Genomic DNA, 21011 nt, shown 5'->3' with positions numbered 1-21011 from the left:
CTCCGGCCCCCCTGCCCCGGCGGCCGCCCGCCCCCCCCCGCCCCCCCCCCCCCCCCGCCGCCCAGCCCGGGGGGGCCCCCCCCCCCCGCCGCGCGGGGCCCCCCCGCGGCGAGAATGCAAAGCGCGCCGATCGGCCCGCAACCGGTGACCAGGACGCGCTTGCCGAGCAGCGAGCCGGCGCGGTTGAGGGCATGCAGCGTCACCGCGAACGGCTCGGCGAAGGCAGCTTCGTTGATGGAAACGTGATCCGCGACCTTGTGGCATTGCCACGCCTCCGCGACCAGGCGCTGGCGGAACGCCCCTTGTATATGCGGCATGGGCATGGCGCTGCCATAGAAGCGCATGTTCAAGCACTGGTTCTGCATGCCTTGCAGGCAGTAGCGGCAGGCATTGCAGGGCCGGCTGGGCGAGATAGCCACGCGGTCGCCGACAGCGAGGGTGGAAACCCCGCCGCCCATCGCCTGCACCGTGCCGGCAACCTCGTGGCCAAGGATCATGGGTTCACGAAGGCGGATCGCGCCGAAGCCACCATGGTTGTAATAATGCAAGTCCGAGCCGCAGATACCGCCCGCTTCGACGGCGATCTCGACCTGCCCATCGCCAGGAACGCCCGGATCGGTCTCTTCGATCCTCAGGTCTTTTGCCGCATGGATGACGATCGACTTCATGAACGCGATCCTTTCTCAAACGACCGGTGTCAGCAAGGATTGCCCGCCGAAATGGGCGGCGAGGTTGTCGCGGACAAGTCGACCCATGGCTTTGCGGGTCTCAACCGTGCCGCTGGCGTGGTGTGGTTGCAACACGACGTTGGAAAGCTTCAGAAAGCGCTCGTCGATTGTCGGCTCATTCCAGAACACGTCGAGCCCGGCGCCCTTGATCGCGCTGGATTCCAGCGCGGCGAGCAGCGCGGTCTCATCGACCGTGCTGCCGCGCGAGATGTTTATCACGATGCCGTCCGCTCCGAGCGCTGCCAGGATCGCCGCATTGATGATGTGTTTCGTGCTTTCGCCGCCCGCCAGCGTTACGATCAGAAATTCGCTGTCGCGCGCCAGTTCGAGCAGATCGCCGACAAAAGTATAAGGAAGATCGTCGCGCTTGCGATTGTCGAAATAGGAAATTGCGCAGTCGAAGGCAGCCGCGCGCCTCGCCACCGCCGCACCGACGCGGCCCATGCCGACAACGCCCAGCCTTTTTCCGCAGACACGCGTAACCAGCCCCATATTGCCCTTGCGCCAGCTTCCATCGCGCACATAGGCGTCTGCCTGCGGGATTTTTCGCGCGACGGCGAGCAGCAGCCCGATGCCGATATCGGCCACATCCTCGGTCAAGACATCCGGCGTGTTGGTGACACGGATGCCGTTCGCCCTGGCGTAGTCGAGGTCGATGGCATCGGTGCCAACGCCATAACAGGAAACGATTTCGAGCTTCGGCAGTTTTGCCATCAGAGCGGCGCTGGCGCCCAGCTCGCCGCGCGTGGCGATGGCGCGGATCGCGCCGGCGTGGCTTGAGAGCAGCGCGTCCTTGTCCTCTTCCTGCCAAAGCTTGTGGACGCGATATTTCGCCTCAAGGTCTCCCATGTCCCAAGCCGGATAGGGGCCTGTCATCAAAATGTCGGTCACCGCGTCATCTCCTGTGCGAGTTCATTTTTCCCATTGACTATGTTATCGATAACATTCATGTCAATAGGGTCTGGCCGCGGCGCGATGGAAATCGCACCACTTCAGGGGACATTCTTCGGGAGGAGCATTTGAGCAGTTCATTGTTCGATTTGACCGGCATGCGGGCGCTGGTCACCGGCTCGGGTCAGGGGATCGGCCTGGCGCTGGCCGAGGGGTTGGCGCAGCACGGCGCCGAAATCGTGCTCAATGGACGCAGCGCCGAAAAAGTCAGAACGGCGGCGGATGCACTGACAGCGAAGGGACACAAGGTCGACAGCGCCGTCTTCGACGTCACCGATCACGCAGCGGTCGTCAAAGGCGTCGCCGAGATCGAGGCCACGCTCGGCGCGATCGACATCCTTGTCAACAACGCGGGCATGCAGTTTCGGGCGCCGCTCGAGGAGTTTCCCGCCGACAAGTGGGATGAATTGCTGCGCACCAACATCTCCAGCGTGTTCTTCGTCGGGCAAGCGGCGGCGCGGCACATGATCCCGCGGCGGCGCGGCAAGATCATCAATATTGCCTCGGTGCAGAGCGAACTGGCACGGACGAACATTGCGCCCTATACGGCCACGAAAGGCGCTGTGCGCAACCTGACGCGCGGCATGTGTGCCGATTGGGCGAAGCATGGCTTGCAAATCAATTCCATCGCGCCGGGTTACTTCAAGACGCCGCTCAACCAGGCGCTGGTCGACAATCCCGAGTTTTCGGCCTGGTTGACCAACCGCACGCCGGCGGGGCGCTGGGGCAATGTCGGCGAACTGGTCGGCGCGGCGGTTTTTCTGGCCGGCCCGGCTTCATCCTTTGTCAACGGACACACGCTCTATGTCGATGGCGGCATCACAACCTGCCTTTGAGCCCCCGCTCATCGTCGTGATGGGCGTCAGCGGCTGTGGCAAAACGAGAGTCGGCGTCGAGATCGCCGCGCGGCTTGGGCTTGCCTTCGTCGAAGGCGATACGCTGCATCCGCGCGGCAATGTCGAGAAAATGTCGGCGGGCATACCGCTTTCCGACGATGATCGTTGGCCTTGGCTTGACCTGTTGGGTGCAGCCTTGCGCCATGCGGATGAGGAAGGCCATGGGCTCGTCGCGAGTTGCTCGGCGCTGAAGAAATCCTATCGCGATCGCCTTCGCCACGGGTCTGGCGGGCGGTTGCTTTTCGTATTTTTGGACGGGTCACATGCCTTGCTACAGGCCAGGATCGCCGAGCGACGCAGCCATTTCTTTCCACCGGCGCTGCTCGACAGCCAGCTCGCCACACTGGAGTATCCCGGCGACGAACCGCTGGTGGTCACGGTGGACATCGCCGCGCCCGTCGACAGGATTGCCGATGCGGCGTTGCAGGGGCTGGGCGCCTTTGGGGTCGCCCCTGTCAGGATCAAGGAAAAAGGCACGTTGAGATGACGCAAGCAGTAAAAGTCGCCGTTGTCGGCGCCGGCATCATGGGGTCGGCGATCGCCACCCGTCTGATCGAGACGGGGCAAGTGGTTACGGTATTCGATCTGGACAAGGCAAAGGTCGCCGCCCTGACTGCAAAGGGTGCGGCTGCCGCCGCGTCAGTTGCCGAGGCAACACGGGTGAGCAGCTTCGTCATCCTCAGCCTCAACCATGCCGATATCGTGCGTTCGGTGGTGTTTGGCGATGGCGGTGTCGCGGCGAGTGCGTCACCCGAAAAATTGCTGATCGACATGTCCTCGATCGATCCTGCCGACACCGCGCAAATGGCCAGCAGGCTCTCGGCCGAGACCGGCATGAAATGGCTCGATTGCCCGCTTTCGGGTGGCGTTCCGGGCGCATTGGCCGGCCGGCTGACTATCATGGCGGGCGGTGAGGCGGCCGATTTTGAACACGCCCGTACGGTGATGCGGCATCTCTGCGCCAACTACACGCTCATGGGGCCGAGCGGGGCAGGGCAGACGACCAAGCTGATCAACCAGCTGTTCTGCGCGGTGCTGTTCCAGGCCGTCGCCGAAGCCGTAAAACTCGCCGAAGCGGGCGGAGTCGATCCGAAGGCGATCCCGGAGGCGCTCAAGGGCGGCCGTGCCGATTCCAGCATCATGCAGGAGTTCATGGGGAAGTTCGCCGCCCGCGATTTTTCGCCGACCGGCCGCATCGACAATATGCTGAAGGATCTGGATTCGCTGCAGGCTTTCGCGCTGAAGACCAAGACGCCCCTGCCGATGACAGGGCAGGTCGTGGAGCTTCACCGCCTGCTGTGCGCCGCCGGACTGGGGCCTAGGGATTCGGCCGAGATGATGCGACTGCTCGACGGCAAGATAAGCTGATCGGGGGCCTTCGATCTTGCCGCTTGACGCCCGGAAATGTTATCGATAACATAATTTTGCGATCTCGGGAGGAAACGCTTCGTGGCTGAGGAAAAACTGATCGAGTTCAAGTCGATTACGAAGGAGTTCGGCGGCACCCGCGCGCTCTCCGACGTGACGCTCGATCTGCACAAGGGCGAAATTCTGGCGCTGCTCGGCGAGAATGGCGCCGGCAAGTCGACGCTGATCAAGACGCTCGCCGGTATCTACCGGCCCGATGGCGGCCACATCCTGTTTCGCGGCGAGCCCTATCATCATCGGCCGCCGCGGCCGAACCAGCGCCAGTCCGTCGCTTTCATTCACCAGGATCTCGGCCTGATCGAATGGATGACGGTCGGCGAGAATGTCGGCCTCGCCCAGGGATTTTCGCTTCGCTCTGGTCTGATCGACTGGCGTTCCACCGAACAACGTGCCCACGAGGCGCTGAAGCTCGTCGGTTGCGACTTCGACCCGACGACGCGTGTCCAGGACCTGACGCGCACCGAAAAATCACTGGTCGCCATCGCCCGCGCCTTGGCCACCGAGGCCGATGTGCTGGTGCTCGACGAGCCGACCGCCAGCCTTCCGGCCGACGAGGTCGAGCGGCTTTTCGACGCCATCCGTCCGCTCAAGCAGCGCGGCGTCGGCATGATCTATGTCTCGCATCGCCTCGATGAGATTTTCCGCATCGCCGACCGGGTCGCCGTGCTGCGCGACGGCAGGCTGGTCGGTGAGAAGAAGGTCGCCGATACAAAACCCGACGAACTGGTCGAGATGATCGTCGGCCGTCCGGTCAGCCAGGTTTTCAGCAAGGCTCAGACGCAGGCCGGCGAGACGATCTGCGCCGTGCGCGACCTTGTCTGCGCCGGCGCCGGCCCGGTATCTTTCGACGTGCGCAAGGGTGAGCTGCTCGGCCTGGTCGGCCTGCGCGGCGCCGGGCAGGAGCTGGTCGGCCGGGCGCTGTTTGGCTGCCAGGCTTTTTCTGGATCGGTGACGATCAATGGTGTTGCGCCCGACCTGTCGAGCCCGATCGCCGCCATGGGCTCCGGCGTCGGCCTGATCGCACGCGACAGGACAGAGGAGTCGATCGCGGCCTCCTTGTCGATCCGGGAGAACAGCTTCCTCAATCCCGGCGCCGGTCAGCGCGGCCTGTTCTCCTTCCTGGCGCCACACAAGGAGGCTGCTCTCGCCCGAGTGATCGGCGGCTCGGTCGGACTGCGCCCCAACGACCCGAACCTGCCGATCGAGGCGTTGTCCGGCGGCAATCAGCAGAAGGTGGTTGTCGGGCGCTGGCTCCATACCGGTCGCACATTGCTGATCGCCGAGGATCCGACCGCCGGCGTCGATGTCGGCGCCAAGGCCGAGATCTACCGGCTGATCGGCCGCGCGCTCGAAGCCGGTCTCGCCGTCGTCGTGGTGTCGACCGATTTCGAAGAGATCGCCCATATCTGCCATCGCGCTTTGGTGTTTTCGCGAGGACGCATCGTTCGCGAACTCACAGGCAACGACCTGACCACATCCGCCGTGATCACCGCGGCATCGGCTTCCGAAGCCGCCTGACTTTTCCGGAGCAAAGCCATGCAATCGATCGAATCCAGCGCACTCGAACCGACCCGCGGCGAAATGGCGGGCTTGCCACTTAGCCAGAAGATCATCAGGTTGCTGCCGGTCTACGGCCTGGTGATCCTCACCGTATTGCTGATCCTGCTGTTTTCGATCCTGCTGCCGAACACGTTCCCGACGCTGCTCAACCTGCGCTCGATCATCTCCGACAAGGCGATCATCGCGCTTTTGTCCCTGGCGGCGATGATCCCGATGGCATCCGGGCGCATTGACCTTACCGTTGGCTACGGCATCGTGCTGTGGCACATCCTCGCCATCAGCCTGCAGACCATGTTCGGCGTTCCGTGGCCGCTGGCGGTGATGATCGTGCTGCTTCTCGGCGCCGCGACCGGCTTCCTCAATGGCCTGCTGGTTGAAGTCGCCCGCATCGATTCTTTCATCGCCACGCTCGGCACCGGCACGGTTCTCTATGCCCTGGCGCTTTGGCATACTGGCGGCCGGCAGGTTGTCGGCGTTTTGCCCAACGGCTTCTACGCGCTGAACGGCACCATGGTGTTCGGGCTTCCGATCACTGGCCTCTACGTCTTGGGCATTGCCGTCGTGCTCTGGATCATCCTCGAATATCTGCCGATCGGCCGCTACGTCTATGCCATCGGCGCCAATCCGAAGGCTGCGGCGCTGAACGGCATTCCGGTGCGCCGCTTTGTCATCGGAGCTTTCATCTCATCAGGCTTCCTGACGGCGCTGACGGGTGTGCTCCTCGCCTCCAAGCTGCGCATCGGCCAGGCCAGCGTCGGGCTGGAATATCTCCTGCCGGCTCTCGTCGGCGCCTTTCTCGGCTCGACCACGATCAAACCCGGACGCGTCAATGTCTGGGGCACGATGACAGGCGTCATCATCCTGGCGGTCGGTATTTCCGGCATTCAGCAGTTCGGCGGCTCGTTCTTCGTGGAGCCGCTGTTCAACGGCGTGACGCTGCTCGTTGCCATCGGCATTGCCGGCTACGCCCAGCGCAAGCGCGGCGCCACCCACAGGGCCAGCATCAAGACTGTGGCACAGTCTTCGAAGTGACTAGCCGAACCAACCCCGTGGATCATGAAATGAGCCACTACGAGGTTCTCGACGATCGGTTCCGCAAGCTGACGATCGGGCATGCCAAGCTCGAACGGCTATGGACCGGCAGCCGTTGGGCGGAAGGACCGGTGTATGTACCGGCCGCAAGGCATTTGCTGTGGTCGGACATCCCCAACGATCGGCTGCTGCGCTACGACGAAGGCGATGGTTCCGTCAGTGTCTTCGAGACCCATTGCAACAATCAGAACGGCCACACGCTCGACCGCGAAGGCCGCGTCGTTGCTTGCGAGCATGGCGGACGCCGTGTCTCCCGGCTCGAGCATGACGGGCGCTGGCGGACGCTTGTCGAGACCGTTGCCGGCAAGCGGTTCAATTCACCCAATGACGTGGTGGTCAAATCCGACGGCACGATCTGGTTCACCGACCCGGTCTACGGCATCGAAAGCCACTACGAGGGCAAGATCGCCAGAGCGGAGATCGGCGGCTCCCATGTCTACCGGTTCGACGAGGTTTCGGGCGAGGTGAGCGCCGTCATCACCGATATGGTGCAGCCGAACGGCCTGGCTTTCTCGCCCGACGAGACGATCCTCTATGTTTCGGACAGCGGCGCCAGTCACGTGCTCGGCCTGCCGCGCGCGATCAGGATTTATGATCTTGCCGACGGCCGGTCGGCGCGTGCACGCGGCATCCTTGCCGAATGCGGGGCAGGCCTGTTCGATGGTTTCCGCCTCGATCGCGACGGCAACATCTGGGCCTCCAGCGCCGACTCGGTGCGCGTCCATGCACCGGACGGAACCCTGATCGGCCGGATCCTGGTTCCCGAACTCGTATCCAATGTCTGTTTCGGCGGTCCCAAGCGCAACCGCCTCTACATCACGGCGCAGACATCCCTCTACGCCATCTACGTCAACGCACATCCGGCCGGCGTTGGTCCGGTGGCGGGCGATATCAGTCAGTGACATGACGGCAACCCCAATCGAAAGCCGAGTTCGGAAAGACCATGCAATTTCTTGAAACCAAGGGAGGTACCAACATGCAACGCAGAACATTCCTGAAATCGTCCGTCGCCTTGATGACGATCGCCATCGCTGCTCCGGCCCTGTTCGCCGGCCAGGCCCGGGCGGACGCGATGGCCGACGCCATGGCGATCGTCCAGAAATATGCGCAGAAGGTCACGGCCTGGGATGGCCCGACCACCGGTCCGAAGGCGCAGCAAGGCAAGACGATCGTCGTGCTCGCCGGCGACCTCAAGAACGGCGGCATTCTGGGCGTTACCAACGGCGTCGAGGAAGCGGCCAAGGCGATCGGCTGGGAGGTCAAGGTAATTGACGGCGCCGGCTCGATCGGCGGCCGCACCGCTGCCTTCGGCCAGGCCATGGCGTTGAAGCCGAATGGCATCGTCATCAACGGTTTTGACGCCATCGAGCAGGCGCCGGCACTGGAACAGGCGAAGGCCGCCGGCATTCCGTTGGTCTCCTGGCATGCCGGACCGGTGATCGGGCCCGACGAGAAAAGCGGCGTGTTCGCCAACGTGTCGACGGACGCCATGCAAGTCTCCACCGCTGCGGCCGACTGGGCCTACGCCGATGCCAAGGGCAAGCCCGGCGTCGTTATCTTCACCGATTCAACCTACGCCATCGCCATCGCCAAAGCCGACAAGATGAAGGCGGAGATCGAACGGTTGGGCGGCAAGGTGCTCGAATATGTCGACACGCCGATCGCCGAGACTTCCCAGCGCATGCCGCAGCTGACCACTTCGCTGCTGCAGAAATACGGCGACGCCTGGACCCACTCACTAGCGATCAACGATCTCTATTTCGACTTCATGGGGCCCTCGCTCGCCGCCGCCGGCAAAGCCGGCACCGACGCGCCGATCAATGTCGCCGCCGGCGACGGTTCGGAATCGGCGTATCAGCGCATCCGCGCCAGCCAGTTCCAGAAAGTGACGGTCGCCGAACCGCTCAACTTGCAGGGCTGGCAATTGGTCGACGAGCTCAACCGCGCCATCGCTGGCGAAAAATGGTCGGGCTATCTATCGCCGCTGCATGTCGTGACAGCCGACAATGTCGAGTTCGACGGCGGCCCGAACAATGCGTTCGACCCCGGCAATGGCTACCGGGACGAATACCAGAAGATCTGGGGCAAGTAGCCGCGCAGCGATGCGGGCGCATCAAGTGATGCGCCCGCACCGTGGCGTCATCCCACCGCAAATCCGGAACTGTCCGGTTTTTCACATTCCGCCATCGGGCGACAGCCTTCTCAACCGCAGAAAATCGGGAAACCTCCGACATGATTATTCGTTACGCCCTCTTCGAAGGGGAAATCCACGCCGGGCGCGAGAGCGAGTTCCGGCGCTTCGTCAAGGAGAGGCTGGTGCCGCTGTGGACGCAGTTTCCTGGGGCGGAAGAGGTGCGCGTCCTGGACGGCACCGCGCGTGACGACGGCGCTCCCGTCTATGCCATGGCGCTTGCCATCCGCTATCCCGACATGGATACCTGCAGCCGGGCGCTGCAGTCCAATGTCAGGTTTCAAAGCCGCGACGTGACCGGAGAATTGCTGAAAATGTTCACCGGGCGCGTTCATCATCACGTCTTCGAATCCAATGAGTACGCACCAGTCCGATCGGGACCTTGATCGACAACGTTCTCAATTGCCGCCATCGGCGAACGGCCGTATCGGTGATTGCGTGTCCATGATCTGAACCTTCGGACCTGACGTCGCGATTGGCCGAGGGACTGTATGGGACGATACGAGGCATTTTGACGATGCGGGCCCACGCCGAGGGCCGCTGCACCAATCCGCTTGAGAGAAGCCGATCGACCAACGGGCTTGTTGGTAGTGGTTCAAGTTTCCCTGCAGAAACCAGATTGCAAGCGGTCTTTGCGTCGAACAGGCCAATGATTCAATAGATCCAACAACCTCATTCGCTGCAAATATCAAGTCCGTGCGGAAAGGGCCCGATATTGGTTGCCAGGCTGTACTGGCGCTTTTTCTAGTCTCGTCTTCTGGGTTCCAAAACGCCGAAAAGCGCGCGGTTCCTCGGTGAGCCTCTTGTGAGCGTATTCACGCCGAGTCGAATCCCAAGACTTTTCGGTTTTTAACGCCCGGACGGACGCTAGCAATTTTAGTCATTGCCGGCTCGAACTCGTCGCTGGAAGGTCTCTGGGACCGGCTTCGGCACTGGCACCACAGCGCTCATTCGACATTGGCTTGGAAGGCTACATGTGCGTTAATGTCGCATGCGACGGACGTTCTGAGGTTCGGAGTCCGCCGAACTAAGGGAGGAGAAACAAAATGAAGAAGGACAAGTCACCCACATCGCGGCGGAATTTTTTGAAAACCAGTGGGCTCGCTGCTGGCGCAGCGACCGTCACCATTGCGGCGCCCTGGGTGCGCAAGGCCGAGGCGGCCGAGACGATAACCTGGAAGATACAGACCTCATGGCCGGCTGGCGTCGGTCTGGAAACCTTTCAGAAGTGGTGTGCAACGATCAAGGACAAAACGAACGGTCAGCTCGAGCTTCAGCCTTTCAAGGCCAAGGATATCGTCGGGGACTTTGAACTTTTCGACGGGGTCAAGAACGGCGTTCTGGAAGCCATGAACTCGTTCTCACTGTACTGGGCGGGAAAACTCCCGGCGACCGCATTTATGAGCTCCTATACGATGGGCCTTCGCTATCCGCATGAATGGGACATCTTCTTCTATTCCAAGGGCGGATTGCAGGTCTGTCGCGATATCTACGCCGCGCAGGGGCTTTACTACGTTAACCGCATCCATCATGGAGCCAACATCATTCACTCGAAAACTCCAATCCGCTCCTTTGACGATTTCAAGGATCTGAAGCTGCGCGTTCCGGGCGGCATGATCGCCGAGACGTTTGCCAAGGCGGGCGCCAAGACGACACTGCTGCCCGGCGGCGAGGTTTTCTCGGCATTGGAAAAGGGCACGATCGACGCCGCTGACTATACCGGCCCGGCGGTTAATTGGGCGCTCGGCTTCCAGCAGGTGACGAAGTACATTTCCATGGGTCCCCCCGGCCTGATGTCGATGTACCAACCCGTCGACTTGATGGATTTCGCGGTCAACATGAATGTCTGGAACAAGCTTCCCGACAATCTCAAGCAGTTCATCGAGGGCGAGGTACAAGTCTATTCCAACACCCATTTCGGCGCGATCCAGAAAGCCGACATGGAAGCTTGGCAGAAATTCATCGACGCCGGCACGGAAATCAATCGCCTAAGCGCGGACGACTTGCAGAGATTCCAGGAGATTGCGGTCCCGATCTGGTTCGAATGGGCCAACAAGGACAAAGATGCCGCCCGCATCTTCAAGCTGCAGCTGGAAGTCATGGAAAACCCAACGGTCGGCTACGTCACGCCCGATATGTATCAAGGCTTGTCGATCAACCTGTAGACATCGGCGCCCGCCCAGATAGAGGCGGGCGCTTTCTTTCGCTCGGTTTTCAACACCGGCAGTTGCTTCCATGCCATCACTTACCTTCGTCATGCCGCACTGGCTCTACTGGTCGACGCTGGGCGTGTTCCCGCTGGTCGCCGCCTGGCTCGTATCTCGCGAGCAAAAGCGGCGCGACGCCGGCCGACCGGGCCTGTTCCTGGCTTATCTTTTCCTGGTCACCGCCGGCTTTCTTGGGATGCACCGGTTTTATCTCAAGAGCGCCTTGGGTCTGGTCTTCATTCCGTTCTTCCTAGCGGTCCTGTGGACCAGCGCAGACATACGCACTGCCCGTGAAAGCCTGTCTCTCGCCCGCTCCGAGGCCGAGCACGCTGAACGGCTGCTCACGCGCGCCCAGTCCGACCTCGCCGCCGGCAAGGCTGGAGCAGCCCAGCGTCTTGCCAAAGCTCAAGCTGATGCCCCGCCGGCGCGCGATCGTCACGCCGCCTCGACCGCTGGTCTCCATCGCGCGAACGGATACGCACGCATCGCCGGTGTCCTGCTTGGGATTCTTCTCCTCGGCGACGCCTTCCTTCTGCCAGGTCTTGTAATGCGGCGGCGGCAACGTGAGACCATGCCGACGCCGCTATTGGCGCATCCTCTGGAGACAGGCGTGCCCCTCAGCGCGGTGAGGCCACCATTGCCGCCCTTTCGGCCGGTCGACTGGCTCGTGCGAGTGACGGGCGAACTCGTCGCGTATTGGGCCGTGCTCGCCGTCTTCGCCTACTATTACGAGGTGGTCGCCCGCTACATTTTCAATTCACCGACCAATTGGGTCCACGAGAGCATGTTCCTCATGTTCGGTATGCAATACATGCTTGCCGGCGCCTACGCCTATCGCGACGAGACTCATGTCAGAGTCGACATCGTCTACAGCCAGCTTTCGCCGCGCGGCCGCGCGATATGCGACATCATCACTTCTTTTTTCTTTTTTCTTTTTGCCGGCGCCCTGCTTGTAACGGGCTGGCGTTTCGCCAGCGACGCGATGGCGATCGGAGAGCGATCATTCACCGAGTGGGGCATCCAGTACTGGCCAGTAAAACTCACCATGCCGATCGGCGCGGCGCTGCTTATTCTGCAAGGCCTGTCCCGCCTGCTGCGCGATATCGCAACCGTGGCGGGAAGGGGCGAATAGCGATGGGGCTCGAGCTTCCGATCCTGTGGCTGAGCGTCCTCATGTTCGGCGGACTAGGCGTGCTTCTGCTGCTCGGCCTGCCAATGGCCTTCTGCACGGGCAGCCTCGCCGTGCTCTTCCTGTTTCTGTTCGGCAATTCAGCGATGCTGAATATGCTCCCCTCGCGAATCTTCCCGTTCATGACGGATTACCAGCTCTCGGCCGTGCCGCTGTTCATTTTCATGGCGGCGATCCTTGAGAAGGCCGGCATCATCGAGGAACTGTTCGATGTCGTCTACAAATGGCTCGGTGGGCTGAAAGGCGGCCTCGCCTCAGCCACCGTCATCTCCTGCACGTTGCTTGCTGCCATGGTCGGTGTCGTTGGCGCGACCGAGGTGACCATGGGAATGATTGCGCTGCCGGCGATGCTGAGGCGGAACTACGACGCCAAGCTCGCCTGTGGGGCTCTGCTCGCCGGCGGCACGCTCGGCATCCTCATCCCGCCCTCGGTCATGGCGATCGTCTATGCGGTTGTGGCCCAGCAGTCGCTCGGTGAGTTGCTCGTCGGTTCGGTTTTCCCGGGCCTTCTGCTGTCGGGTATGTATGTCGCCTACGTAACCCTGCGCTGTTACATTAACCCTGCACTGGGTCCGGCGCTGCCGGTCGACGAGCGGGTGAGCTTCGTCGAAAAAATGAAGCTGTTGCGCCGTACCATCTTGCCTATCCTGCTCATCATCCTCGTTCTAGGTGTCATCTTCCTCGGCATTGCGACACCTGTGGAGGCGGCGGGAATCGGTACCTTTGGAGCCTTTATCGTCTGCGCAGCCCACCGCCAACTCAACTGGGACACCATTCGCGATGCAGGCATCGCCACGTTGAAGGCGACCGCCATGGTGATGTGGATCTTTTTTGGCGCCACAATGTTCGTCGGCTTTTTCATTCTCAAGGGCGGCCAGACCTTCGTCGCTGATTCAATTCTCGGCACCGGACTGGCGGCCTATGGCGTGCTTGTGCTGATGATGGTGATCTTGTTCGTGCTCGGCATGTTCCTCGACTGGGTCGGTATCCTGCTTCTTACCGTGCCGATCTTCCTGCCGATATTGAAGAGCCTGCAGTTCGATGGGCTGTTTGGCCTGCCCGGGGTCGCTCCAGGCGATGTGCCGCTCTGGTACGGCATTATTTTCATGGTCAATATGCAGATGGCCTTCCTCAGCCCGCCTTTCGGCTATTCGCTGTTCTACCTGAAGAGCGTCGCCCCACCTCAGATCACCATGGCCACGATCTTCCGGTCCGCCGTTCCGTTTTTGTGCCTGCAAGCGATCGGCGTCGCTCTGTGCATCGTATTTCCCGCCATCACGCTGTGGTTGCCCAAAATGGTCTATGTGACCAATTAGACGCAGAACAACTGTATCCAACCTTCGCCACCGCCACCGCCACCAGCGGGCGAGTTGCGAGACGGGAGGCGGTGCTATAGGAGTCTGCCGCCCTCTCAAGCGTGCTCCTGTCGAACGCGAAGACGGACTCACGTCCTCCCCGGTTACGATGCGTTTACTGGGCCGTCTTTGCTGGCTGACCAACTTACGCCACGAGCCGTACAGGCAACCGGGCCAGCGCCCGCCCAACCGCTTGCGCCACTCGACCGGGCGCGCCGATCTGGTATCGAGGCGTGAGCAGCGCCGCGACAGGAACAAGGATGTCGTCATGAAGTTCCTGCTTGCGGCAGATCGCCAGCGCGCGCGGGATATGACATTGGGGACAGCTTTGAAGGAAAGGGATTACCCCAGCGTATCCGGCCGTGGGAATCGTTCAGATGAGGCCTGGTGATTTGCACCGGACGGATGCACTTTCTGAGAGGACCGATTTCGCCCAAGGATTTTCGGAGCATTAGTCAGCCTAGGCCACCCGGTAATTTCGGCTTCGCCGGCATGTTTGGAACTTGAAACATGGGTGCATCTCTCTACGAGCCAATCAACGTCTATAAGCCGCTCGCGCCGGACATCGGCATCGTCGATGGACCATTGGAATATTTGACTGTAGGCGGAATCAGGCTGCCGCTTCCGTTCACCACCCGAATGACAGTCGTGCGCCTCTCAAACGGCGACCTCTTCCTCCATTCGCCGATCAAGTTAGACGAGAGACTGGCTAGGGAACTGCGCGGCCTGGGGAGGGTTCGCCATCTCGTGTCGCCCAACCAATTCCATTATGCCCACATCGGAGAATGGGCGAGGGCCTTTCCTGAAACGATCTCCTGGGCCTCTCCAGGTGTGCGCCGGCGGGCACGGGCACGGCATGTGGATATCGACTTCACGAGAGATCTCGACGTCAGTCCGCCCGAAGAATGGCGTCGGGAGATCGACCAACTGCTTTTTCCCGGCGGCTATTTCAAGGAGTTCATTTTCTTCCATAAGCCTTCGAGGACGCTGATACTCACCGATACGATCATCAACATCGAACTGGACAAGATTTCCGAACCGTGGCGAACGGCGACCAAGATCGCTGGGATGTATCATCCCTACGGCCAAATATTCTTCGGAATGCGCCTGCCGCTGATCGTCCAGCGGCGAAAGGCGAAGGCGACCATCGCAACGATTTACTCATGGCAACCGCAGCGAATTGTGCTCAGCCATGGCCGCTGCTTTCATGCGGATGCTAACAGGGTGATCCGACGGATATTCGGAGCCCCGAACTACGAAAAGTAGTTTGTCCGTCGCGGGGGGCTCATCGCTCTTGAGTCCTGCTGCCCACACTAAAGGTCAATTGGCCAGACCAATTGACCAAATTTCGCCAAATTAGATAAAAGACGACTTGGGGAGCAGGGAGCGATGCCTACTCAGGCTATTCAGCCGCGTCGGCTCTATCGACAGGTCGCCGATCAACTGAGACAGCTGATCGGGTCTGGCGAGTTTGGCGTTGGCGATCGTCTGCCGACGGAGCGGGAATTGGCTGACCAGTTGGGAATCTCGCGTCCGACGGTCCGTGAGCGCTAATTGCGCTTCGAGGTTGAGGGCCGCATACGCCTTTGCGACTTAGGGCCACGAACGTTGGCAAGGCGCCCGCCGCCGGGGTTAGTCGGCGGCACTGGCTTGCGGGTCCCCCAGGAGACGCGCTCTGCCACGCCCTGGACCGCCTCGTGCCGGGTCGCTCTAGCTGCCAAAACCCAAATCACTCTAAAACGACCGAGCTCCGACCCTTGCAGTCGATCAGTTGCGAGCGTCGCATGACCCGATCTGACCTTTGAGGAAATTCGTCGGCTGCCGAAACTCACGCCGTTGACCCAACGGTGATCCACATTGCCCACGTTGCGAATGGTGGCAACGCGCAGTCGGTCATTGAGGTGATCTTCGCTGTTGCCCGATAGCAGACGTTGCCGGCGACAACGCTGGACATCGTAGTCTCGCCCTCCGTCGCGCGCCAACAACCGGTAAAAGTTGATGCAGTCACTCAACAAACGTGATAGCCGCCGTCCCCGACTGCACTGATGGGTGCAATAGGCCTCTTCAAATTGACGGAGATCAGGGGGATGGAGTTAACCCGGCGCTTGGAAGAACACGGCGATCGTCCGGCGCTGATCTTTCCCGGACGCACGCCGATCACCTACCGCGATCTTGCGCGGCGTGTCACAGCGTTGGCAGCCGAGTTCGGACCGGAGAAAAAGCTAGTCGCGGTAGCAGCCGAGCCGACGGAACACGCGGTCATCTCTTATCTGGCAGCTATGCACGGCAAGCACGCCGTCGCATTGATCCCGCCCTGCGACGCGTCGGCTCTGGAGGACTTCGTCGCCGACTATTCGCCTGAAATCATCTGCAGACGCGTAGACGCCCGCTGGCGCTGCCGCACGGAAGCCGGGGAGTCCAATGGCGCACCGCATCCCGATCTCGCCGTGCTGCTCGGTACCTCCGGCAGCACCGGCAAGAGCCGGTATGTTCGCCTGTCAGCCGCCGCAATCGAGGCCAATGCGGGGGCCATTGTCAGCTATCTGGAACTCGGCCATCGGGATCGGGCGGCGCTTATCCTGCCATTCCACTATTCTTACGGCCTCTCGGTCCTGAACTCTCATCTAGAGGCAGGTGCCAGCACCTATTTCCCGAAACACGGTGCCTTCCACGCCGCCTTCGCTCAAGAGATGCGCGAAGCGCGCTGTACCAATATCAGTGGCGTTCCCTATTCCTTCGAAATGATGGACCACGCCGGCTTCCGAAGGCACGACTTGCCTGAGTTGCGTTTCATGACGGTGGCCGGCGGACGCATGCAACAAGCTCTGGCCGAGACCTTTCGGCGCCATCTCGCGGACAACTCTGGCTGCTTCTTCATGATGTATGGGCAGACCGAGGCAACCGCTCGCATCGCCTATGTTCCCCCCGGCGAGCTCGAGGGCAATCTGGGCAGCATCGGCATTGCCATCCCGGGCGGCAAACTCTGGTTGGCTGATGAAGACGGCCGGCCAATCGAACAAAATGGCGAGCCGGGCGAACTCATCTACAACGGTCCCAATGTGATGATGGGCTATGCCCATCGACGGACGGATCTGGCAACGGCACACGAAGTCGCGGATTTGCGTACAGGCGACATCGCAAAGCGTGATGATCGCGGGTTCTATTCGATAGTCGGTCGCCGCAAGCGGATGTCGAAGATCGCGGGCCTACGCCTGAGCCACGACGCGATCGAAACGGCGCTTGAGAAAGCTGGGATCGCCGCAGCAGTCGTCGGAGACGATGAGCGCATTCTGGCGATGGTGACGACAGCCAATGTCGACGACGACGAGGTGCTCCAGGTCATGATGGCTGCAAGCGGACTGCCAAGGCCGCACCTCGAAGTCGGCAGGGCGACGTCGTTGCGGAAACTCGCCTCGGGGAAGATCGACTATGCTTCACTCCAGGCTCGCCTGCGAGCTCCGCGCCAGCAGATGGCCACGAATGTCCTGGACGCCTTCAGGAATGCGTTCTATCCGCGTCAAGTTGGTCCCAGCGACACTTTCGAAAAGCTCGGCGGCGACTCGCTGCTCTATGTGCAGCTCTCGCTGACCCTGGAACGTGAACTCGGGAGCCTGCCGGAGGGATGGGAAACCATGCCCCTTGGCGACCTTGCCCCAACAGCCGAACCCAAGAACCATAATCGGTCCATCGACAGTCAACTGGTCCTGCGTGCTGCCGCGATCCTGCTGGTTGTTATCCATCACGCAACGCTCTGGCCCATTCCGGGCGGAGCCGCCACACTCGTGATGTTGGTCGGGTTCAGCCTGGCTCGCTTTCAGCGCCAGAGGCTGTTCGCCGGTGATGGTCTAGCGGTGTTGCGGCCGCTGGCAGCCAACCTTGCACTCTATGCGCCCATCGTCGCGGGTTTCTCCCTGGCGCGTGGCGAGGTTCTATGGTCTTCGGTCTTTCTGAGTGGCAATCTCGGCTTTGCCGCACCGCCGCACATGGTGCCGTATCTCTACTGGTTCGTTGAGGCGTATGCGCAGACCATTCTTTTATTGGTGATCCTGTTTTCCATTCCGCAGGCGCGTTGCATCGCACATGCAATGCCGCTCGCTTCTGGCATTTTCGTGCTGGCAATTGCTGTAGCAGCCAAGTTCCTCACGCCACTCGTCTGGTACATCGGCGGGCCGCAGATATTCACACTGCCTGACATCCTTTATTTGGCCATCCTAGGCTGGTGCCTGTACTTCCTCGACACGCCGCCGAAACGGAAGGCGTTCTTTTCCGTCACCACTATTCTGTGCCTGGTGCTGGCCTGGTCGGGCGGCAATTGGACAGGTTCCTGGGTCAAGTTCATGCTGGTGCTCGGCGCGGTCTACGTCCTGCTTTTCATTCCACGCATTACATTGCCCGGTTGGGCGGCGCGCCTCATCCTGCCGGTCTCTGCCGCCAGCTATCACATCTATCTTTTTCACCGCGTAATCCCCGACTGGCTGCTTCCGCAACTCGACCTGGGCACGCAGCAGCCTTCCGGCGCGGCAGCGGCCATTTCGATCGGTCTCGCATCAGGCTTGGCAGCATTCTGGTTGCAAAAGCAATTGGTCGGCTGGCTTGCGTATCGGCGAGCCTCCCGCCGCGGTTGGCGGAGCCATGTCTTCGTCAGCCTATTGGAAGCAGCCGAATAAGACAGTGTGGCCGGAGAACGGGTACAGGATACCGCCGCGCGCGCGGATGCCGACCGCCAGCCCGCGGAGATGCTTGAGCGGGGTGGAAAGTCGCCTGGTCAGCGGGCCAGCGCATCCGAGAAGCACGCAAATGGTAGGCCCATGTTTTTTCGACCGCGACACCGATTTTCAGACCGGCGTTCAGTTCGCGCCCGAGGTCGGATTCGTGTTTTCCCGAGGCCGGAAACAGAAACCCGTCGAGGCGCCGGAAGTCGCATGCGATGCTCTCGGCCTCCCGGATTGACTCGATACGCTCGATGGCGGTCGATTGGCTTTGATAATCAAGCCGCGCCAGTTCCTCGCTGCGCAATTTGATCAGTTCCGAAAAGTAGTCGTCGCACACCGACGACAGATGCGCGGTGGTGCGGGCATGCCGGTCCACCCTCTGCCACGGCGGTCAATCAGTCGGTGACTAGGCTGCGGTTCGGCGAACCCGTCGAGATGCTTTTCGACTACCGGCGGGATAACGGGAACCTTTGTTGATTTAGAAGGTTCGAATGTAATTCGGCTGCACTCCGCTTTGCGTGGAATTCAGGCCGCGAAGCCAAAGACTGCCGATGTCTTGAGGAGGGACGTGTCATGCCTTTGCGTTTCAACGGTACAGAGATAATTTTCGCCCTTCTGCTCTCTTCAACTTTGATTCCCGCCGCCGCTCAAATGAGCGCTAAAGGAAAAATAAGCGGGAAGGATTTCGACAACGCTGCCGCCGAGCAGGCCAAGCGATATCTGGAAGAGGGCCGCGAGACATTCCGCTTCGACACGTTCGGCAGCGAGGAATTTTGGGGCGGCAAACTTAAACTCCACGAGGCGATCGCAGGTGAGAAGCTGGGTGGCATCGGGCCGGGCCTGAGCCCACAGAAGGCCCTCGAACTCGGCTTAAAGGTCGACGTGAACGCTATCCCCAAAGATGTGGCCGAGGCGCTCAACAAGGGCGAGGTTGATCTCGCCGATCCGGCAAGCACGCTTCTACTGCTCAAGGCCAATGCCGTGGTCGGGGTGACCGGATTCTTCGCCGAGGACGGAAAGACGCTGACGTCGGTGGGTATCCAGTGCGCGGTGTGCCATTCGACCGTTGATGACGCTTACGCGCCTGGTATCGGGCAAAGACTCGATGGCTGGCCCAACCGCGACCTCAACATCGGGGCGATCGTTGCCCTGGCGCCTGATCTCACGGCGCTCACCGAGATGCTGCAAATACCCGAAGCGGACGTGAAAAAAGCGGTGAAGGCCTGGGGGCCCGGCAAATTCGATGCCGAACTGAACCTCGACGGCAAGGCTTTCCGCCCGGACGGCAAGACGTCCGCCACGCTCAATCCGCCCGCATTCGGATTGGCCGGCGTGAACAATCACACGTGGACCGGAGCGTGGGGCACAGTGAGCTACTGGAACGCTTACGTCGGCAACCTCGAGATGCACGGGAAGGGCGTGTTTTACGATCCGCGTCTTGATGACGCTGAGAAATATCCCGTCGCAGCCAGAACGAAGCAGGGCCACAAGCAGGACAAGGAAGACCGGATCACCGCCAAGCTGCCGGCACTTCACTTCTATCAGCTCTCGCTGCCAACCCCCAAACCGCCCGAGAGCGTCTTCGACAGCGCTGCGGCGCAGAAGGGAGAGGCGCTCTTCAATGACAAAGCGAAATGTGCGACTTGCCACGTCCCGCCGCTCTTTACCGAACCGGGCTGGAACCTGCATACGGCCGACGAGATCGGCATCGACGACTTCCAGGCGATGCGATCCCCGGACGAGCGCTACCGGACCGCATCATTACGGGCACTTTGGAACATGGAAAAAATCCACAAGGGAGGGTTTTACCACGACGGCCGGTTTGCCACCCTCCACGACGTTGTCGAGCACTATGACGGCCATCTCGGCCTTGATCTGACCGACCAGGAAAAGAGTGATCTGATCGAGTACCTCAAGTCGATCTGATCAGCACTCGGCGCGCCAGAGGAGCCTCGGCGCAAGCGCCGCCAGCATCAGGGCGACGCTGGACGGAATGTGTGTGAACAGCCACGGCTGCTGTTCAAGAGCGGGACGTCGCTGCTTGTAAGTACCAGCAGCGGGCTTAGCTCACCACTTGACGCGGAAGCCCAGCGAGCCGGTCAGCGCGTGACTATCACCGAAGTCTTCCAGGCCCGTTCGGGCGACGGCTTCGCCAAACACCGAGAACCTGTCGTCGGCCCAGTTGATGGTGCCGCCGATGCCCAGGCCGCCCCAGAGCTGCTCGTTGCGGCTCGAAAGGCTGCTGCCGGCGAGGTCGACCGACGAGCCATCGCCGAAGTCGTAATAAAGGTTGGCGATGCCGTAGAGGTTCCTGCGGCCGGCGCGGCCCGTGCGGTCCTGCCACTGCGTCTGGTGGTCGAGCGAGAGGCCGAGGCGGCCGAGCAGGCTGTCGTTGGAGCCGGGAGCAACCCTTGCGCCGAACGCGTCGGTGAAGGCGTCTAGGTCGACGGAGGACCAGGCCAACTGAGCTTGTGGCGTCAGCGACCAGCTCGGGTCGAGCATGATGCGCCTGCCCGCTTCGACGCCGAGCGCGTAGCCGACGCCGTTGTTGCCGTCGGCGAGCCGCTGTCCGGCGGTCGCCGAGTCGAGATTGCTGTCGTACCAGATCACCTGTGCCTGGCCGTCGAGGTAGAAGCCCTCCGCGCCGTACCAGGTCAGCGAGCCGGAAACGCCGGTGCCGGTCGTATCGATCGACCCGCTGC

General features: G+C 61.4%; 18 protein-coding genes and 1 pseudogene. 15 read left to right on the top strand and 4 right to left on the bottom strand.

From position 1 onward, the window contains the following. Together NKG99_RS33415 and NKG99_RS33410 are read right to left on the bottom strand one after the other, a co-directional pair. Positions 1-668 (bottom strand): alcohol dehydrogenase catalytic domain-containing protein (locus tag NKG99_RS33415; protein ID WP_352873618.1); only part of this gene is annotated, 668 nt, incomplete at its 3' end. A 15-nt stretch (positions 669-683) separates the two neighbouring features. Then, the gene (locus NKG99_RS33410; protein ID WP_352873622.1) at positions 684-1604 is read right to left on the bottom strand and encodes a 2-hydroxyacid dehydrogenase; all 921 of its coding nucleotides are present in this window, start codon (positions 1602-1604) and stop codon (positions 684-686) included. 173 nt (positions 1605-1777) lie between these two features. On the opposite strand from NKG99_RS33410, the gene NKG99_RS33405 reads away from it, so the two are divergent. The 14 genes and pseudogenes from NKG99_RS33405 to NKG99_RS33340 all read left to right on the top strand — a co-directional run bounded on the left by NKG99_RS33405 (position 1778) and on the right by NKG99_RS33340 (position 18264). After that, the gene (locus NKG99_RS33405) at positions 1778-2515 is read left to right on the top strand and encodes an SDR family oxidoreductase (RefSeq protein ID WP_352873620.1); all 738 of its coding nucleotides are present in this window, start codon (positions 1778-1780) and stop codon (positions 2513-2515) included. After that, on the top strand, positions 2484-3062 hold the full coding sequence (locus NKG99_RS33400) for a gluconokinase (RefSeq protein ID WP_352873616.1): 579 nt from the start codon (positions 2484-2486) through the stop codon (positions 3060-3062). Before NKG99_RS33405 ends, NKG99_RS33400 begins: the two co-directional genes overlap by 32 nt. Then, positions 3059-3943 carry an NAD(P)-dependent oxidoreductase gene (locus tag NKG99_RS33395; protein WP_352873615.1) on the top strand — a complete coding sequence of 295 codons (885 nt, stop codon included), beginning with the start codon at positions 3059-3061 and terminating at the stop codon, positions 3941-3943. Before NKG99_RS33400 ends, NKG99_RS33395 begins: the two co-directional genes overlap by 4 nt. A gap of 81 nt (positions 3944-4024) precedes the next feature. Then, complete coding sequence (locus NKG99_RS33390) at positions 4025-5521, top strand: sugar ABC transporter ATP-binding protein (RefSeq protein WP_352873613.1); 1497 nt, start codon at positions 4025-4027, stop codon at positions 5519-5521. Between the two features lie 18 nt (positions 5522-5539). Further along, positions 5540-6595 (top strand): ABC transporter permease, encoded by a 1056-nt coding sequence (locus tag NKG99_RS33385; protein ID WP_352873611.1) that lies wholly within the window; start codon positions 5540-5542, stop codon positions 6593-6595. A gap of 29 nt (positions 6596-6624) precedes the next feature. After that, positions 6625-7557 (top strand): SMP-30/gluconolactonase/LRE family protein, encoded by a 933-nt coding sequence (locus NKG99_RS33380; RefSeq protein ID WP_352873609.1) that lies wholly within the window; start codon positions 6625-6627, stop codon positions 7555-7557. 74 nt (positions 7558-7631) lie between these two features. Further along, positions 7632-8747 carry an ABC transporter substrate-binding protein gene (locus NKG99_RS33375; protein WP_352873607.1) on the top strand — a complete coding sequence of 372 codons (1116 nt, stop codon included), beginning with the start codon at positions 7632-7634 and terminating at the stop codon, positions 8745-8747. 140 nt (positions 8748-8887) lie between these two features. Continuing rightward, positions 8888-9232 (top strand): hypothetical protein, encoded by a 345-nt coding sequence (locus tag NKG99_RS33370; protein WP_352873605.1) that lies wholly within the window; start codon positions 8888-8890, stop codon positions 9230-9232. Positions 9233-9892: 660 nt separating this feature from the next. Beyond that, positions 9893-11011 (top strand): TRAP transporter substrate-binding protein DctP, encoded by a 1119-nt coding sequence (gene dctP / locus NKG99_RS33365; protein ID WP_352873603.1) that lies wholly within the window; start codon positions 9893-9895, stop codon positions 11009-11011. Positions 11012-11081: 70 nt separating this feature from the next. After that, positions 11082-12185, top strand: a complete 1104-nt coding sequence (locus NKG99_RS33360) for a TRAP transporter small permease subunit (RefSeq protein WP_352873601.1) — start codon at positions 11082-11084, stop codon at positions 12183-12185. A 2-nt stretch (positions 12186-12187) separates the two neighbouring features. Next, on the top strand, positions 12188-13558 hold the full coding sequence (locus NKG99_RS33355; protein WP_352873599.1) for a TRAP transporter large permease: 1371 nt from the start codon (positions 12188-12190) through the stop codon (positions 13556-13558). A gap of 549 nt (positions 13559-14107) precedes the next feature. Then, positions 14108-14863, top strand: coding sequence for a DUF4336 domain-containing protein (locus tag NKG99_RS33350; protein ID WP_352873598.1), 756 nt, complete (start codon positions 14108-14110; stop codon positions 14861-14863). A gap of 123 nt (positions 14864-14986) precedes the next feature. Then, positions 14987-15148: pseudogene (locus NKG99_RS33345) on the top strand (FadR/GntR family transcriptional regulator); the annotation flags it as partial. A 554-nt stretch (positions 15149-15702) separates the two neighbouring features. Next, on the top strand, positions 15703-18264 hold the full coding sequence (locus NKG99_RS33340) for an AMP-binding protein (protein WP_352873596.1): 2562 nt from the start codon (positions 15703-15705) through the stop codon (positions 18262-18264). On the opposite strand, the gene NKG99_RS33335 is transcribed toward NKG99_RS33340, so the two are convergent. Next, a complete protein-coding gene (locus tag NKG99_RS33335) occupies positions 18239-18685 on the bottom strand; it encodes a hypothetical protein (protein ID WP_502911037.1) in 447 nt (148 codons plus the stop codon). The two genes, NKG99_RS33340 and NKG99_RS33335, sit on opposite strands and share 26 nt — an antisense overlap. A gap of 197 nt (positions 18686-18882) precedes the next feature. Here NKG99_RS33335 and NKG99_RS33330 point away from each other — a divergent pair, with 197 nt between their 5' ends. Further along, positions 18883-20235: a hypothetical protein gene (locus NKG99_RS33330; RefSeq protein ID WP_352873594.1), complete on the top strand. Its 1353-nt coding sequence runs from the start codon at positions 18883-18885 to the stop codon at positions 20233-20235. Between the two features lie 141 nt (positions 20236-20376). Here NKG99_RS33330 and NKG99_RS33325 read toward each other — a convergent pair. Further along, a partial coding sequence (locus tag NKG99_RS33325; RefSeq protein ID WP_352873592.1) for an autotransporter outer membrane beta-barrel domain-containing protein occupies positions 20377-21011 on the bottom strand: 635 nt, incomplete at its 5' end.

The sequence above is a fragment of the Mesorhizobium sp. M1409 genome, assembly GCF_040317535.1.
Lineage (GTDB): Bacteria > Pseudomonadota > Alphaproteobacteria > Rhizobiales > Rhizobiaceae > Mesorhizobium.
The sequence above is the reverse complement of the archived record's forward strand: the minus strand, read 5'-3'. Positions and strand labels throughout refer to the sequence as shown.